The sequence below is a fragment of the Enterobacter sp. 725m/11 genome (genome assembly GCF_011683705.1).
In the GTDB taxonomy this organism is placed as follows: Bacteria; Pseudomonadota; Gammaproteobacteria; order Enterobacterales; family Enterobacteriaceae; genus Enterobacter; species Enterobacter bugandensis.
In genome coordinates this window covers 21,553-37,539 of record NZ_JAAQOK010000037.1, presented here as the reverse complement: position 1 = coordinate 37,539, position 15,987 = coordinate 21,553, and the positions used below count along the sequence as shown (strand labels likewise).

At 60.0% G+C, this 15,987-nt stretch carries 13 protein-coding genes and 1 pseudogene; 10 read left to right on the top strand and 4 right to left on the bottom strand.

Annotated elements, in window-relative coordinates; genetic code table 11:
* The first annotated feature begins 57 nt into the window (after positions 1-57).
* The 5 genes from HBA26_RS16245 (at position 58) to HBA26_RS16225 (ending at position 7,280) form a co-directional block, all read left to right on the top strand.
* Positions 58-744 (top strand): hydrolase, encoded by a 687-nt coding sequence (locus tag HBA26_RS16245; RefSeq protein WP_023331928.1) that lies wholly within the window; start codon positions 58-60, stop codon positions 742-744.
* Between the two features lie 61 nt (positions 745-805).
* Positions 806-1,027 carry a DUF1427 family protein gene (locus HBA26_RS16240; protein ID WP_028015362.1) on the top strand — a complete coding sequence of 74 codons (222 nt, stop codon included), beginning with the start codon at positions 806-808 and terminating at the stop codon, positions 1,025-1,027.
* A complete protein-coding gene (locus HBA26_RS16235; RefSeq protein ID WP_028015363.1) occupies positions 1,024-1,284 on the top strand; it encodes a XapX domain-containing protein in 261 nt (86 codons plus the stop codon). Before HBA26_RS16240 ends, HBA26_RS16235 begins: the two co-directional genes overlap by 4 nt.
* 23 nt (positions 1,285-1,307) lie before the next feature.
* The gene (locus tag HBA26_RS16230) at positions 1,308-1,688 is read left to right on the top strand and encodes a response regulator (RefSeq protein ID WP_048960182.1); all 381 of its coding nucleotides are present in this window, start codon (positions 1,308-1,310) and stop codon (positions 1,686-1,688) included.
* Between the two features lie 9 nt (positions 1,689-1,697).
* The gene (locus HBA26_RS16225; RefSeq protein ID WP_126345407.1) at positions 1,698-7,280 is read left to right on the top strand and encodes an ATP-binding sensor histidine kinase; all 5,583 of its coding nucleotides are present in this window, start codon (positions 1,698-1,700) and stop codon (positions 7,278-7,280) included.
* A gap of 3 nt (positions 7,281-7,283) precedes the next feature.
* Here the strand turns inward: HBA26_RS16225 and HBA26_RS16220 are convergent, their stop codons facing one another.
* Both HBA26_RS16220 and HBA26_RS16215 read right to left on the bottom strand, forming a co-directional pair.
* Positions 7,284-7,901 carry a response regulator gene (locus tag HBA26_RS16220; protein ID WP_049138629.1) on the bottom strand — a complete coding sequence of 206 codons (618 nt, stop codon included), beginning with the start codon at positions 7,899-7,901 and terminating at the stop codon, positions 7,284-7,286.
* 179 nt (positions 7,902-8,080) lie between these two features.
* A complete protein-coding gene (locus tag HBA26_RS16215) occupies positions 8,081-8,467 on the bottom strand; it encodes a VOC family protein (RefSeq protein WP_126345408.1) in 387 nt (128 codons plus the stop codon).
* An 85-nt stretch (positions 8,468-8,552) separates the two neighbouring features.
* Here HBA26_RS16215 and HBA26_RS16210 point away from each other — a divergent pair.
* Together HBA26_RS16210 and HBA26_RS16205 are read left to right on the top strand one after the other, a co-directional pair.
* Positions 8,553-9,158: pseudogene (locus HBA26_RS16210) on the top strand (ATP-dependent Clp protease proteolytic subunit); the annotation flags it as partial.
* Between the two features lie 135 nt (positions 9,159-9,293).
* Positions 9,294-10,415, top strand: a complete 1,122-nt coding sequence (locus HBA26_RS16205) for a cupin domain-containing protein (protein ID WP_126345409.1) — start codon at positions 9,294-9,296, stop codon at positions 10,413-10,415.
* Positions 10,416-10,453: 38 nt separating this feature from the next.
* Here HBA26_RS16205 and HBA26_RS16200 read toward each other — a convergent pair whose 3' ends face one another.
* Positions 10,454-10,642 carry a hypothetical protein gene (locus tag HBA26_RS16200; RefSeq protein ID WP_028015370.1) on the bottom strand — a complete coding sequence of 63 codons (189 nt, stop codon included), beginning with the start codon at positions 10,640-10,642 and terminating at the stop codon, positions 10,454-10,456.
* Positions 10,643-10,862: 220 nt separating this feature from the next.
* Between HBA26_RS16200 and HBA26_RS16195 the strand changes: the two genes are divergently transcribed.
* From HBA26_RS16195 to foxA, 3 genes are all read left to right on the top strand, one after another.
* Positions 10,863-11,096 carry a DUF2171 domain-containing protein gene (locus tag HBA26_RS16195; RefSeq protein ID WP_028015371.1) on the top strand — a complete coding sequence of 78 codons (234 nt, stop codon included), beginning with the start codon at positions 10,863-10,865 and terminating at the stop codon, positions 11,094-11,096.
* A gap of 138 nt (positions 11,097-11,234) precedes the next feature.
* Positions 11,235-12,188 carry an AraC family transcriptional regulator gene (locus HBA26_RS16190; protein WP_126345410.1) on the top strand — a complete coding sequence of 318 codons (954 nt, stop codon included), beginning with the start codon at positions 11,235-11,237 and terminating at the stop codon, positions 12,186-12,188.
* A gap of 121 nt (positions 12,189-12,309) precedes the next feature.
* A complete protein-coding gene (gene foxA, locus HBA26_RS16185; RefSeq protein ID WP_126345411.1) occupies positions 12,310-14,418 on the top strand; it encodes a ferrioxamine B receptor FoxA in 2,109 nt (702 codons plus the stop codon).
* A gap of 79 nt (positions 14,419-14,497) precedes the next feature.
* Here foxA and HBA26_RS16180 read toward each other — a convergent pair whose 3' ends face one another.
* Positions 14,498-15,913 (bottom strand): PLP-dependent aminotransferase family protein, encoded by a 1,416-nt coding sequence (locus HBA26_RS16180; protein ID WP_041911335.1) that lies wholly within the window; start codon positions 15,911-15,913, stop codon positions 14,498-14,500.
* Between the last annotated feature and the right edge of the window lie 74 nt (positions 15,914-15,987).

Genomic DNA, 15,987 nt, shown 5'->3' with positions numbered 1-15,987 from the left:
TGACTTTATCGTCGCGGCGCTCGCGGCGATTTCTACCCTTAACCACTGGAAAATGCTATGACCTCTTCAAAGCTCGAAGTGTTAACCCCTGCGAACTGTCAGATCATCTTTATCGATCACCAGCCACAGATGGCGTTTGGCGTGCAGTCTATTGACCGCCAGGTGCTGAAAAACAACACCGTGGCGCTGGCAAAAGCGGCCAAAGTGTTCAACATCCCGACCATCATCACCACCGTAGAGACCGAAAGCTTCTCCGGCAATACCTATCCGGAGCTGCTGGACGTGTTCCCGGGCCAGGACATTCTGGAGCGTACCTCCATGAACTCCTGGGACGACCAGAAGGTGCGCGACGCGCTGAAGGCTAACGGCAAGAAGAAGGTGGTGGTTGCCGGCCTGTGGACCGAAGTGTGCAACAACAGCTTTGCCCTGTGCGCGATGCTGGAAGGCGACTACGAAATTTATATGGTGGCGGACGCGTCCGGCGGCACCTCCAAAGAAGCCCACGACTTCGCGATGCAGCGCATGATCCAGGCAGGCGTGATCCCGGTGACCTGGCAGCAGGTGATGCTGGAGTGGCAGCGCGACTGGGCGCGTAAAGAGACTTACACCGCGGTGATGGATATCGTGCGCGAACACTCCGGCGCGTACGGCATGGGCGTGGATTACGCCTACACCATGGTGCACAAAGCACCGTCTCGCCAGAAGAGCGAGCACCGCACCTTAGCGCCGGTCCCGGCTCGCTAAGTTCCGCTGGCGGGCTGGTCCCTCATCCGGCTCGCCGCTGCCTCTTTCTCTGGAGTTCACAATGAGTACTGGGCTGATATCCCTTGCCGCAGGCGTGTTGATTGGCCTGATGTATGCCGTGCTGAAGGTGCGCTCCCCTGCGCCGCCCGCGCTGGCGCTGATTGGCCTGCTGGGGATGCTGGCGGGTGAACAGGCGACGCGCCATCTGTTATCCCGCGACGGCGCGCCGCCTCCTCAGGTAACGGTTCCGCAGGTGAAATCGCAGACGGGAGCAACGTCATGAGAGCATGGATAATTTCGCTGGTGTGCGGCGTGGTTGCTGGGGTAATTTACGCCCTGCTCGACGTTCATTCCCCGGCACCGCCGGTTGTCGCCCTGCTTGGCCTGTTTGGCATGCTGGTGGGTGAACAGCTCATCCCGGTGGGACGGCGTTTACTGAGTCGCGAACCGTTTACCCTCGCCTGGTTTCGTCACGAATGCGTGCCGAAAATCAGCGGCACGGCGCCCCCTGCGCCCGCGAAGGACGATCGCGACGTTTAATGATTTTTTTGAGGAAAGACAGCATGACGCTGCCGTGGCGCATTGCCATCATTGATGACGAACGTTCCGTCCGCAGCGGGCTGAGTAATCTCCTGGAGTCGGAAGGGTATGCCGCCGATACGTTTGATTCGGCAGAGGTGTTTCTGAGCCATCCGCTCGCCCTGTCCGGCGCGGCGCTGGTGATCGCCGATATCAAGCTGCGGGGCATGAGCGGCCTGGAGCTGTTTGAAAAGCTGCGGCTGCTGGCTGTTCCCCCGCCGCCCGTGATCTTTATCTCCGGTCATGCTGATGAAAATATGCAGCGGTACGCTCTTAGCCTGGGCGCCGCTGCATTTTTGCGTAAACCCATTAACATCGATATTCTGCTGGATCATATACAGCGGGAGCTGGCCCGCCGACGATAAGGATCGCGGATGAACGAACACGAGCAGCCTGCATTCTGGCCCGCCCAGGGGAATCTTCACCAGGGGCGGGTTTTTGTCCTTAAAGAGGATGTGATTTTTACCGTGCTGGCGCAGGAGGGCGGTATCGCCTGGATGCACGCGCGCCATCCCCATTCAGGCGGCTCGTTCATCATTGCCACCGCGGTGAGCGACGAAGAGGAAGAACGGGCCACGCGGCTGCTAAAAAACGAATTTGCGCTGCGTGACGTGCTGCAGGACAGCTGGGCCATCCGCGCCGTTGCCTCCACCCAGTACCGGGGACGTTTCGCGCTGGTGTATGCGCCGTTTGCGTTTGAGCTGCTGGCGCGGCGCGCGGGCAGGGCGATCTCGGGGATCTCGCGCTTTATTGAGATGGCGATCCAGATCTGCGTTCCCCTGCGCCAGATGCACCTGCAAAACCTGATCCACGGCGATATCAAGCCCGGCGCGATTTTTGTTCATCACGATGCCACCTGCCGTCTGGGCAGCTTTGGCCTCTCCTGTAGCCTCTCCGGTGCCTTCTCCCAGACCCGGCTTGCCGTTTCAGGCGGTACGCCCGCGTATATGTCGCCGGAGCACACCACCCGCACCCGGCGTCCCGTTGACGGCCGCAGCGATCTCTACAGCCTCGGCATGGTGCTGTATGAACTCCTGACCGGACGCCTGCCGTTTGAGTTGGGGGAGGACGATCAAACCAACTGGGCGCACTACCATATTGCCTCGGAGCCGCTGGCCCCGGACGTGATTCGCCCGGACGTGCCGGGGATGCTCTCGACCATCATCCTCAAGCTGCTGGAGAAGCACCCCGATAACCGCTACCAGACGGTCGACGGGCTGATTGCCGACCTCCGCCGCTGCCAGGCGACGCTGACCTGTGAGGGCGAGATCGTCGCCTTTACCCCCGGCCAGCAGGACCGCACTCCCGCGATCCATCTGGCGGACTCCCTGTTCGCGACGCATCCGCAGGCGAATGACGTCATTGCCGCGTTTGAGCGGGTGGGGCAGAACCTGGTGCCGGAGCTGGTGACGATCGGCGGGCCGTCGGGGATTGGCAAATCGTCCATCATCGCGACGGCGCTCAAAACGCTGCAGCAGCGTCAGGTATTGCTGGCGGTGGGGAAAGTCGATCAGTTCTCGCCGTCTTTGCCCTACGGCGTATTAAGCTCCGCGTTCCGCACCCTGACGCTGCACCTGCTGGGGCTGCCCGCGGAAGAGGTGGCGAAGTGGAAAATCCGCCTGTCGCGCGCCCTGGAGGGGTACGAAGCGCTGGCCGTCAGCCTGGTGCCCGAGCTGGGGCTGCTCCTTGAGAGCAAGCCGCGCTACTCGGCGGATACGTTTTCCATTGATGCCCGGGCGCGCTTCAGCCATATGGTGCTGGCGCTGGTAAAAATCTTTGCTTCTCAGGGCTGCCCGCTGGTGCTGGTGCTCGACGATCTCCAGTGGAGCGACGCGGCCAGCCTGCATACGCTGAAACATCTGCTGGTGACCTGCGGCGCTATCCCGCTGCTGCTGGTGGTCGCCCACCGCGATATCGGTTCGTTGTCTGAACCGACGCTGCAACAGCAGCTGGCGAGCCTGCCGGAGGCGGCGCAAAACGCGACTGAAATTGTCCCGCAGGCGCTGTCCGTGAAGGCGGTGGCGCGCTGGCTGGCGACAATATTTCGTGCCCGCAGCGCGGCGACGACCGACCTCGCCACGCTGATCCACGAGAAAACCGGGGGCAACCCGCTCTTTGTGCACGAGTTTTTCCGCCGCATCGTGGATGACGGGCTGGTGGTGCACAACAAATATCAGGATAAGTGGCACTACGATCTGCAGGCGATCCGCGCCCGACACTACACCGAAAACGTCGTTACCCTGGTGCTGGAGCAGCTTGAAGAGCTGCCCGACGAGACGCGCCGCCTGCTGGGCAGCCTCGCCTGCCTCGGCGGCACGGGCGAGATGGAGATGATCTGCCGGGTGGTCAGCATGTCGATGGCGGAAATGCGCTATGCGCTGCATCCGGCGGTGATGGCCCAGCTCATTGTGCTGACGGAAAAAGAGTACGCCTTCACCCACGACCGGGTGCAGGAGGCGGCCTTTGCGATGCTGGATCAGCATGAGAAAAGCCATCTTCACCTGACCACCGCCAGCCTGCTGGCCGACGCCGCGCGTCAGGCCGCGGGGAACGAACTGCTGTTCCGCGCCGTTCACCACGTCACGGCCGCGCTGGACTGCATCCAGCCCGCGCCGCAGCGCCAGATGTTCCGCGAGCTGAGCCTGCTGGCCGCACGACGGGCAAAGCGTTCGGGGGATTATCCATCGGCGCTCAGCTATATCCAGACCGCCAGAGCGCTGGGCAACGCCGGGACGGTGTCAGACTTTATGCTTGATATCGAAGAGGCGGGCTGCGAGTTTGCTCTGGGGCACCTGGAGCGCACCCGCGAGCTGTGTGACGCCATCCTCGGCTGCCCCGGCGGGCTGACCGAAAAGGCGCTGGCGGCCAACCTGCTGGTGGAAGTGTACATTCGCCAGTCGGACAGCCGTCTGGCGCTGGAGGCGGCGCTCTGCTGGCTGGGGATTTTTGGTATTCAGATTGGCCGCCACCCTGAAGACGCCGACTGCGACGAGGCCTGGGAACACTTCTGCAACCGCACGGCCGACGCGCCGCAAAGCCTTTTTGCCCAGCTGTCGCGGATGGATAACCCGGAAACCGAAGCGGTGATGAACCTGCTCTACAGCGCCAGCATTTGCGCCAGCTTCATCTGCCCGCGCCTGCATTTTTTGCTGCTCTGCCGCATGATGCACCTGACCCTCGACCACGGCATCACTGGCGCCTCCACCACGGCGATGGCCTGGTTTGGCGTGCTGATTGGCCAGCGCTACGCCGAGTACCGCCTCGGGTTCCAGTACGGCACCCTGGCCCGCGAGCTGGTGAACCGCCACGGCTACGACGCGTTCGAAGCCAAAACCCTGCTGCCCCTCGACCAGCTCAGCGTCTGGACCCAGCCGCTGTCATTCACCATCGAGTGCGCAAAAGCCTGCTTCACCGCCGCCGTTACCCACGGCGATATGACGGTGGCCTGCTTTGCGGCCTGCCATCAGGTCATTAACTTCCTCTCACGGGGCGATCACCTGGACGGAGTGTTGACCAGCATCGATCGCGGCCTGGCGTTTGTACGTAAAACCCACTTCCAGGACGTAGAGACCATATTGATGCTCCAGCGCACCTTCGTGGAGTTTTTGCGCACGCCGACGATTGGCACCTGGACCGCGTCGCAGGCGCTGCCCGAGGCGCTGCTTCCCGCGTCGCCGGAGCAGGCCCCGGAGCAGACCTCCACCATGCTGTTCTGGTACTGGCTCTACCGTGGCATGGCGCACTTTACCTGCGGCGAGTATACCGACGCGCAGGCGGATCTTGAGATGGCGGGCTGGTACGCGTGGTCTGCGCCGGGCCATATCCATCTGCTGGATTACCATCTCTACAGCGCGCTGGCGCTCTCACGTCAGCTGACGCCGGAGACATTTTCGGCAAATCACCGCCGCAGCATTCACGCTCACTACGACAAAATCGCCCTCTGGGCGCGCATTAATCCCGGCACGTTCGCGGATAAAGAGGCGCTGATCTACGCCGAAATTGTCCGTCTGGACGGGATGAACAGCATTGCGCTTGAGCAGTATGAGAAGGCGGTCCGGCTCTCCCGCGAGGGTGGCTTTAACCCGATTAACGCCCTGGCCCACGAGCTGGCGGGCCGCTTTGCGCTGGCCTGCGGCTACCCGACCGCATCAGACGCGCACTTCCGCGGCTCGATTGCCGCCTGGGGCCGCGCGGGCGCGCAGGCCAAGGTGCGCCAGCTGGAGCAGGATTTCCCGCACCTGCTGGCCTCCGGGCAGGCCAGCGCCTACGACACGGTGGCGTTTGCCCAGAACGAGACGATCCGCGATCTGCAGAGCGTGATCAAGGCTTCCCGCGCGCTGTCGGAAGAGATCAATCTTGAGCGCCTGATTGAAAACCTGATGACCATCCTGCTCGAACGCGCCGGGGCGCAGCGCGGCCTGCTGCTTCGCGTGAGCGATAACCTGATCCCGGAGATCGAGGCCAGCGCCTGGACCAGCACCGACGGCGTGCGGGTGCGGATCCTGAAAGACGTGCCGATGGCGACCGACATGCCGCTGTCGGTGCTGGCTGCGGTGATCCGCACCGGGCAGGAGATCCGCACCGGCAAGCCGGAGGAGTTTCATCCCTTCAGCCAGGACCCTTATCTGGTGACCTCGGGGGCGGCGGTGATGTGCGTCCCGATGTTCAAACAGGCGCGGCTGGTGGGCGTGCTCTACCTGGAAAACCGCCTGATGCCGGAGGTCTTCACCGCCGAGCACTCGCGCGTGGTCAGCCTGCTGGGCGCGCAGGCAGCGGTATCCCTGGAGACGGCGCGGCTCTACGCCGAGCTGCTGGCGGAGAACATTCAGCGCCGCCGGGTGGAAAAAGAGCTGCGCGCCAGCCAGACCTCGCTGATGCTGGGCGAGCAGATCAGCCACACCGGCAGCTGGCGCTGGGAGCTGGAGCAGGATCTGATGTTTGTCTCGGAAGAGTACGCTCGCATTCTCGGCCTGCCCGACCAGCAAAAGATGATCTCCATGGCGGAGTTTTTAACCTTCGTCCACGAGGACGATTACGCCCGCATCAGCGCCATTGTCACCCAGAGCGTGCGCGACGGGCTCTCCATGCGTGCGGAGTTTCGTATTAAGCGCACCGACGGCTCAACGCGCTACATCCTCGGAATTGGCGATCCGGTGGGGGTGGGCAGCGAGGTGAACGAGTACTACGGCATTATTACCGATATCACCAGCCAGCGCGCCGCGGAGGATGCCATGCGGGTGGCGCAGGCGGATCTGGCGCGCGTTTCCCGCGCCACCACCGTCGGGCAGCTGACCTCCTCCATCGCTCACGAGATCAACCAGCCGCTGATGTCCATCGTCTCGAATGCCGGGGCGAGCCTGCGCTGGCTCAGCCGCGAGCCCGCCCGCCTGGATAAAGTGCGCGAAGGGCTGGAGGAGATCGCCGCGGAAGGCGCGCGTGCGGGGGAGATCATTCGCAGCATCCAGTCCCTGACGCGCAAGCAGGATCCCACCTTCTCGCGCATTGATATGCACTACCTGATCCACCATATCATCACGCTTTCGCGCAGCGAGCTGGAGCAGAGACACATTAGCGTTGATTATCTGTTGAACGCCAGCGACAGCTTTATCACCGGGGACAGCGTGCAGATCCAGCAGGTGCTGCTGAATCTGGTGATGAATGCGGTAGAAGCGATGGCCGAGGTGAGGGATCGCGCCAGCACCATCATCATCAGCACCGCCAACGCGGAAGGGAAAGTGATCGTTGAGATCGCCGATACCGGGAGCGGCATTGAGCCCGAACGGCTGGAGCAGATTTTTGACTCGTTCTACTCCACCAAGCCGCAGGGGATGGGGATGGGGCTGACCATCAGCGCCAGCATCATCGAGCGCCACTGCGGAAAGCTGAGCGCGCGCCGCCGGGAGCCGCACGGCACGGTGTTTACCTTCGCGCTGCCGCTGGCCGCGCAGGAAGGGTAAACGTTACTCCGCGGGCTGGCTTTTGGTCAGGCGCTCAACGGCCCTGACCAGCTCGGCCACGGAGCGCACCTGCATTTTCTCCATCACGCGGCGGCGGTGCACCTTCACCGTGATCTCGCTGACGCCCAGCTCGGCGGCAATCTGCTTGTTGAGCTTGCCGGTGATGGCAAGCTCAAGCACCTCGTGCTCGCGCGGCGTGAGGGACAGATGGCGCTGCTTCAGGGCGTAGTGCTCTTTATTGCGCTCGGCGTTGTTTTCCGCCAGCTGCAGCGCGGACGCAATGGCGTCGATCAGCGCGGCGGATTCAACGGGCTTGGTGAGAAATTCGTACGCGCCGCCTTTGATGGCGCGCACCGACATCGGGATAGTGCCGTGGCCGGTGAGAAAAATAATCGGGATCTCGCGCCCGCTGTCTTTGAGCGCGTCCGCCACCTCGAAGCCAGAGATGGCGGGCATCTGCATGTCGAGGATCACGCACGACGGCAGATCCTCAAACCGGTGTTGAAGAAACGTTTCTGCTGATGAAAAGCCGATGGCGTTTAAGTCTGCCGATTCCAGCAGCCCGATTACGGACTGCCTGACCGCGTCATCGTCATCAACCACATACACAATGTGTTCCATTCACCGCCCCGGTGCTGATTTAAATGTCGAGGATGCAAACAGTCCCAACGGTGGCGTAAGAGACTGTTTATGCTGACTTTCATCTTAACACATTAAATATCATTATCATTTAACAATATGATAACCATATGAAGTATAGCGAGCCGGGGCGGGGGCGGTGAAGGAATGAAACGCTGTTTTTATGCACCGACAAGCTCAATGCGGTTGCCGTCCGGGTCCGCGATTACCGCTTCATAGAAGCCGTCCCCGGTCATGCGCGGGGCGCTGAGCAGCGTGCCGTTTACCTGCGCCCGCTCGGCCATGCTGTCCACTTTTGCCTTGCTGCCGACGTTAATGGCGATATGCGCCCAGCCGATAAACTCCGGGTGCGACGGGGCATCGGGCAGGTCCGGCAGCGTCATCAGCTCGAGGGTCGGCCCGTCATCCAGGGTAATAAAATGGGATTCAAACCCCGGACGGTTTTTGCTGACGTAGCGTTCGTTACTGCGGCCATTAAACACCGTTTCCCAGAACTGAACCTGGGCCTCAAGGCTGCGGGTCCAGAGTGCGACATGTGCAATATTCATAAGATCCCTCGTTATTTGTCTGTGAGGACTTTCACCGATAAAACAGGCTACACTCTGGTTTTGAGCGCGACAAGCTGAGGAAACAACAATGCACTACACACTGAAAGAAAGCGACAAGGACAAAGCGGAAGGGTCAAGCGGCGCGGGCGCTCTGCAGCAAAAACTGCTGGAGTCCCGTTCGATTGTCATCTCCGGCGAGATCAACCAGGAGCTGGCGCAGAAGGTCATTACCCAGATGATCCTGCTGCAAAGCGTCAGCAACGATCCGATCAAGCTGTACATCAACAGCCAGGGCGGCCACGTGGAAGCGGGTGACACCATTCACGACTTCATCAAGTTCATCCGCCCGGAAGTGCACGTTATCGGCACCGGTTGGGTGGCAAGCGCCGGGATCACCATCTTCCTGGCAGCGAAAAAAGAGCACCGCTACTCGCTGCCGAATACCCGCTTTATGATCCACCAGCCGCTGGGCGGCGTGCGCGGTCAGGCGACGGATATTGAGATCGAAGCGCGCGAGATCATCCGCATGCTGGATCGCGTCAACAAGCTGATCGCTGACGCCACCGGCCAGCCGCTGGAAAAAGTGAAAAAAGACACCGACCGCAACTACTGGATGTCCCCGGCAGAAGCGCTGGACTACGGCATCGTGGGCAAACTGATTACCCATTACGACGAGCTGAACCTGGATTAAGTTTTACCGCCGTGTACGTGTCGGGTAGCGGCTTCGCCTTACCCGACCTACGCGCGCTCGTTTGACCCATGACAAGTTCCCCCTCTGCCTTCTTGCCTATAATCGCGCCTGTTTCCCCTCTCACTGGTGCTACCCATGGCGTATCAATTGAACCTGAACTGGCCGGAATTTCTTGAGAAATACTGGCAAAAACAACCCGTAGTGCTGAAAAATGCCTTCCCGAATTTTGTCGACCCGATTACCCCGGACGAGCTGGCAGGCCTGGCGATGGAGCCGGAAGTCGATAGCCGTCTGGTGAGCCACGCTAACGGCAAATGGCAGGCCAGCAATGGTCCGTTTGAGCACTTTGACGGTCTGGGCGAAACCGGCTGGTCGCTGCTGGCGCAGGCGGTGAACCACTGGCATATGCCCGCCGCGGAGCTGGTGCGTCCGTTCCGCGTCCTGCCGGACTGGCGTCTGGACGATCTGATGATCTCCTTCTCCGTGCCGGGCGGCGGCGTGGGTCCGCATATCGATCAGTACGACGTGTTTATCATTCAGGGGATGGGCAGCCGCCGCTGGCGCGTGGGCGACAAGCTGCCGATGCGTCAGTTCTGCCCGCATCCGGCGCTGCTGCACGTGGATCCGTTTGAGCCGATCATCGACGAAGATCTGGCCCCGGGCGATATTCTCTACATTCCGCCTGGATTCCCGCACGACGGCTTCACCCATGAAACCGCGCTCAACTACTCCGTCGGCTTCCGCGGGCCGAACGGCCGCGATCTGATCAGCAGCTTTGCCGACTACGCGCTGGAAAACGATCTGGGCGGCGAGCACTACAGCGATCCGTATCTGACCTGCCGCGAACACCCGGGCCGCGTGGAGCAGTACGAGCTCGATCGCATTCATCAGATGATGATCGACATGATTAGCAAGCCGGACGATTTCACGAAATGGTTTGGCAGCTTCGTCTCCACGCCGCGCCACGAGCTGGATATCGCCGCCGCCGAGCCGCCGTATTCGGCAGACGAGGTGCTGGACGCGCTGCAGGGCGGCGAAACGCTGTCGCGCCTGAGCGGCCTGCGCGTGCTGAACGTTAACGGCAGCTTCTTCATCAACAGCGAACAGCTGGAGACGGTAGACGCGAAGGGCGCGGATGCGCTGTGCCGCTACACCGAACTCGGCCAGGCCGAGCTGGGCGATGCACTGAAAAACCCGGCGTTTGTTGACGAACTCACCGGGCTGATTAACCAGGGGTACTGGTACTTCGACGAGTAACAGGAGGCGGCGTTTAGTCAGCCTAAACGCCGCTACGTTCAAACCAGCATATTACACGCCTTCCAGTAGTTCAAAAGCCGCTCGTCGTCGCGCTCTTTCTCCGCTTTGATTTTCATCGCCTGGGCGAGATTCTCTCGCGATAACTCATGGCCTTTTTGCACGATGTCCAGGACCGCTTCACCAAGAGCCAGCGAAATTTCTGCCCGATTATTGTTGCGAATCGTCATAAATACCTCCTCGTTGGTTGCGATAATTTAATTATGATCGGGAAATAATCAGTCGGAAATAATTCATCTCATTCTTATTTTTTCACTTCGGCGTTAAATAGACATCATATTCCATTCTGTCAATGATGTTTCAAAATGCTAATAAGCCTTTTAAACCTGAATTTATGCGCTACAGTTATTTTTCGTGCAACAGGCAAATAACCGAAACAGGAGAATGATTATGGTAGATAAAAGCGCAATTAAGGATCACACTCAGGTTGTCGCCAGCTGCGGAACGCACGTCGGGGTTGTGGACCATTTAGACGGCGAGCGTATCAAGCTTGCTAAGAGTGACCCTGAATCAGGCGGCAAGCACCACTTTATTCCTCTCGGCTGGGTCGATAAGGTCGAAGATAATAAAGTTATCCTGACCAAAAACCATAAAGAGGTTTTTGCTGAGTGGCAGGAAGCATAAATATATTTCTCGTAAAGAAATATATATCTTCGCTCCGGCTTTGTTCGGAGCGTAATAGTGTCTGCGCCCGGTGATTGCTGATATGGCAAAGGGATGGTACTGTTTTGCCTGTCCTTTTCCCGATGCAGGCCCCGAATTATGCTCCAGAGTGAAAATAGATCAGCGAAACGCATATTTTTTGTTGAGGATTTTCAGGTATTCGGCGAGCGCTACGGCATCGACTACCGTTTCCCGCTGTTAAAAGGGGATCAGATCAGCGGCAGCCCTGTGTTGCAGGGGAATGTAGAAGAGATGACGCTCTCGTCCGGCATTTCGCTGACCCACTCCGACGTGCATGTATTACAACCCTACGAAACCACATCCCGCCACAGCAGCCCGCTTTATATGCTGGTAGTGCTGGAAGGGTGCGTTACGATCGCGCTCAATGGCATCGACTATCACGTTCGTCCCGGCATGGCGTTCAGCGCCCGTCTGAGTGAGGAGCAGGTGATGAGCGCGCGTCACGACGCCGACAGCTCGCTGAAAACGCTCTCGTTTGGCGTGTACCCGCATGAAGCCGGGCGTGAAGCCCTGCTTGAGTCGCTGCTGCTGGAATGGCAAAACCTGAATACACCCACGTTTGTCTGGCACGTTCCCGAGTTTGTTATGTCAGGCATTCAGCATGCGCAGCAGCAGAGGGGAAGCGTGCTCGCGCGTAAGCTATTGCTGGAGGGGCTGATGTACCAGCTGCTCGGCCACGGCCTGAATCAGCGCCAGCAGCCTTGCCCGAGCCGCCCTGAGCATGCGCGCCTGGAACGCGTACGTAGCATGCTGGAACAGTCTCCTGAACGGGATCATACACTCGCGCAGCTGGCAGCCCTGGCTGCCATGAGCCCAAGCAGCCTGCGCAGCAAGTTCCGTCAGCGCTACGGCTGCACCCTCTTCGATTATCTTCGCGACTGTCGCCTTGCGCTGGCGCGCCGCTATCTGCTGGAAGGCCACAGCGTGCAGCAGGCGGCATGGATGTGCGGGTATCAGCATGCCACCAACTTCGCCACCGCGTTTCGTCGTCATTACGGGATTTCACCGGGCGACGTGCGCAAACTCCGCTAACGTAATTTCGCCCATCGCGCGAACGCATCCCGTGCGGTTTAGCATCACGCATACGTAACCTGGCGGCGCGCATAGCCGTTTGCACTCTCAAAAAGGTAATAATTCTTATTAACAATAAGAAATATCTCTGGAGAGGGTTATGTTTGCTAAATCGCGTCTGGCACTGCTGGTGGGATGGGTTACCGGTAGCGTCGCTTTTCCTTTACTGGCGCAGGATGCGCAAAAAACTGACACCGTGGTGGTGACCTCGCAGATGCAGTCTGCGGCCACCAAGCTTGAAACGCCGGATATTGAAACTCCGCAGTCGGTCTCTATCGTCACGCGCGAGCAGTTCGAAGAGCAGGGCGCAACCAGCGTGCGTCAGGCCGTGAGCTACACGCCGGGGGTCTACAGCAACCAGATTGGGGCGTCTAACCGCTTTGACTACATGGTGCTGCGCGGCTTCTCTGACGGCAGCCTGGACAACGTCTACCTGGACGGCCTGAAGATGATGGGCGACACCAACTCCCACAGCTCGCTGGTGGTTGATCCGTGGTTCCTGGACAGTATCGAAGTCGTGCGCGGTCCGGCCTCCGTGCTCTATGGCCGTTCATCGCCGGGCGGGATTGTGGCGCTTACCTCTCGTAAGCCGTCGTTCGATCCGGGCGGGGAGATCAAGCTCTTCGCCGGGAACAATAGCCAGCGTGGGGCGATGTTCGACGTCACTGGCCCGGTTGATGATAATGACCGCGTGGCGGTGCGCCTCAGCGGGATGACCCACTATGCCGATTCCCAGTTCGATCCGCTGAAGGAAGAGCGTTACGCGCTGATGCCGAGCCTGACCTGGCGTATCACCGATAACACCCGTCTGGATCTGATGGCCTACCTGCACCGCGATCCGGAAGGCGGCAGCCACTCCGGCCTGCCGTATGAGGGCACGGTTGTGCCGCACAGCGGGAAGAAAATCTCCAACACGTTCTTTGAAGGTGAAGACGATTACGACAAGTACGATCGTCGGGAAAACATGGTCGGCTATAACCTTGAGCACCTGTTTGACAGCGGCTGGTCCGTGCGCCAGAAGCTGCGCTACCTGCACACCAAAGTGGAGCTGAACCAGGTGTATGCCGCAGGCTGGCTGAATGACACCGAGCTGAACCGCGGCTATTCCGGCTCTGACGAGAAGATGAACGCCATCACCCTGGATAACCAGGTCGACGGCAGCTTCGACACCGGGGCGGTGAACCACCGCGTGCTGATCGGCATGGACTATCAGGACCGCACCAACAACGTGACCGGCTACTATGGCGGCTTCCCGCCGATTGACGCCTTCCACCCGGTTTACGGTGCGAAGCCGGACTACATCACCCAGTACAGCAGGGAAAAGCATAAGCTTCGCCAGACCGGTTACTACCTACAGGATCAGATGTCCGTTGACCGCTGGCGCCTGACGCTCGGCGGGCGTTACGACCAGGTGAGCGTGTCGAACGTCGACAACTTCAACCACACCCGCAGCGATCTGGATAAAAACAACTTCAGCAGCCGCGCGGCGCTGCTGTATCTGTTTGATAACGGCGTTGCGCCGTACGTCAGCTACTCCACCGCCTTTACGCCGACCAGCTTTGCTGACGAGCAGGGCAATATCCTGGATCCGATGAAGGGCAAGCAGTGGGAAGCGGGCGTGAAGTATGAGCCAGAAGGGATGAACAGCCAGTTCAGCGCCTCGGTGTTCCGCATCAACCAGAAGAACATTGCCACCAAAGAGGAGCCGACCGATCCGTACCGTTCCATCGGTGAAATCGAATCCGAAGGCGTTGAGCTGGAGGCGATTGGTCAGCTGACCGACAGCCTGCGCATGCAGGCGGCGTATACCTACACGGATATTCGCTATAAGAAGAGCAGCCCGGAAGAGGAGGGCAAGCGCGCCGTCTATGCCCCGCGTAACATGGCCAGCGCCTGGCTGAGCTACGACGTCAAAACCGGCCCGCTGGACGGCCTGACCGTCGGCTCCGGCGTGCGCTATGTCAACGGGATCGCCAGCGATCGCCAGAACACCCATACGCTTCCGTCGTACACGCTGGTGGACATGGTCGTGGGATATGACCTGTCGAAAGTGGGGCTCACGGGCGTGAGCGCGCAGCTGAACGTCAATAATCTGACGGACAAAAGCTACGTTGCGGCGTGTAACTCGCTCTCTTATTGCTACTTCGGTGCAGAACGCAGCATTGTGGGCAGCGTTTCGTGGAAGTTCTGAGTCGTTGATTTTGCCGGGTGGCGGCTTCGCCTTACCCGGCCTACTCTATTCCGTAGCGCCACCGGCGCTAAAAAACGTACTACTCCTCCATCGCAATCACAATCGCCTCGCCCATCTTCTTCAACGCCTCGCGATGTTTATCCGTCGGCGGCAGCGCCACGTTGATCCGCAGGCAGTTGCGGTACTTCCCTGACGCGGAAAATAACGATCCGGCCGCCGCCTGGATCTTCAGGCGGCACAGCTGCTTGCTGACGCACACCATATCCACCTTCTCCGGCAGCTCAACCCACAGCAGGAAGCTCCCCTGCGGGCGCGTGACGCAAATCTCCGCCGGAAAATACTGCCGCACCCAGCAGGTGTAGGTTTCCATATTCTGCTGATAAATCTGGCGCATACGGCGCACGTGGCGATGGTAATGGCCGTCGCGAATAAACGCCGCCACCGCCATCTGGGTGCCCGGCACGTTAAACCCGCCCGCGGCGTATTTCATGTGCATTACCCGGTCGTAATAGCGCCCCGGCACAATCCAGCCGACGCGCAGGCCCGGCGCCACGGTTTTGGTAAACGAGCTGCAGAGGATTACGCGGCCATCGATGTCCATCGAGTGAATAGTGCGCGGGCGCGGGTACTCCGCAGCCAGCTCACCGTAAATGTCATCCTCCACAATCACGATATCGTGCCGCTGGGCGAGGGCTAAAACCTGTTTTTTCCGCGCTTCCGGCATGATAAACCCGAGCGGGTTATTGCAGTTGGGCACCAGGATCACCGCCTTGATCGGCCACTGCTCCATTGCCAGCTCTAACGCCTCGATGCTGATCCCGGTTTCAGAGTCGGTGGGAATTTCAATCGCCTTGATGTCAAACCCGCGCAGCATCTGCATGGTGCCGTGAAAAGATGGCGACTCCACCGCCACGATGTCCCCCGGTTTGCACACCGAGAGCAGGGCGATCGACAGCGCGCCGTGGCAGCCGTTGGTGATCACAATGTCGCTTGCCGAGACGGTCGAGCCGCCGTCCAGCATCAGGCGGGCGATCTGCTCGCGCAGCTCAAGGCGGCCGTCGAGCACGTCATAGCTCAGCATCTCGCTTGGGTTATGCTGCGCAAGGCGGCTCATCTCGCGCCACAGAGGCTTCAGGCTCGGCTGGTTAATGTCCGGCGAACCGCCACCAAAGGAGATCATCTCTTTGTCGGCGCGGGCGTCCAGCAGCATCATCACCTCATCCCACTGGGTGACGTCCACCGGGCGCTGCACCGGGCGCGTCATCGCCGGGACGGGCGGCTGGGCTTTGCGTTTCGAGACAAAATAGCCGGAGCGCGGCTGGGGGGTGATCAGCTGAAGGTTTTCGAGGATCTGGTAGGCCTGCTGTATGGTGCTGATGCTCACGCCGTGCTCCTGGCTCAGGGCGCGCACCGACGGCAGACGCTCGCCGCTGCGATACAGCCCTTGTTCAATGCGTTCTGCCAGAAGGTTGGCCAGGTGTTGATAGCGTGTCATGCTGTATCCTTTATTTTCACCATACAGATTATTAAACCAGTACAGATTGCCGCAAAAAACGGCATGCAGATACC

What these genes read in the sequence shown, in the direction of transcription:
- HBA26_RS16245 (WP_023331928.1), top strand. Translation starts at nt 58, where the DNA reads ATGACCTCTTCAAAGCTCGAAGTGTTAACCCCTGCGAACTGTCAGATC.
- HBA26_RS16240 (WP_028015362.1), top strand. Translation starts at nt 806, where the DNA reads ATGAGTACTGGGCTGATATCCCTTGCCGCAGGCGTGTTGATTGGCCTG.
- HBA26_RS16235 (WP_028015363.1), top strand. Translation starts at nt 1,024, where the DNA reads ATGAGAGCATGGATAATTTCGCTGGTGTGCGGCGTGGTTGCTGGGGTA.
- HBA26_RS16230 (WP_048960182.1), top strand. Translation starts at nt 1,308, where the DNA reads ATGACGCTGCCGTGGCGCATTGCCATCATTGATGACGAACGTTCCGTC.
- HBA26_RS16225 (WP_126345407.1), top strand. Translation starts at nt 1,698, where the DNA reads ATGAACGAACACGAGCAGCCTGCATTCTGGCCCGCCCAGGGGAATCTT.
- HBA26_RS16220 (WP_049138629.1), bottom strand. Translation starts at nt 7,901, where the DNA reads ATGGAACACATTGTGTATGTGGTTGATGACGATGACGCGGTCAGGCAG.
- HBA26_RS16215 (WP_126345408.1), bottom strand. Translation starts at nt 8,467, where the DNA reads ATGAATATTGCACATGTCGCACTCTGGACCCGCAGCCTTGAGGCCCAG.
- HBA26_RS16205 (WP_126345409.1), top strand. Translation starts at nt 9,294, where the DNA reads ATGGCGTATCAATTGAACCTGAACTGGCCGGAATTTCTTGAGAAATAC.
- HBA26_RS16200 (WP_028015370.1), bottom strand. Translation starts at nt 10,642, where the DNA reads ATGACGATTCGCAACAATAATCGGGCAGAAATTTCGCTGGCTCTTGGT.
- HBA26_RS16195 (WP_028015371.1), top strand. Translation starts at nt 10,863, where the DNA reads ATGGTAGATAAAAGCGCAATTAAGGATCACACTCAGGTTGTCGCCAGC.
- HBA26_RS16190 (WP_126345410.1), top strand. Translation starts at nt 11,235, where the DNA reads ATGCTCCAGAGTGAAAATAGATCAGCGAAACGCATATTTTTTGTTGAG.
- HBA26_RS16180 (WP_041911335.1), bottom strand. Translation starts at nt 15,913, where the DNA reads ATGACACGCTATCAACACCTGGCCAACCTTCTGGCAGAACGCATTGAA.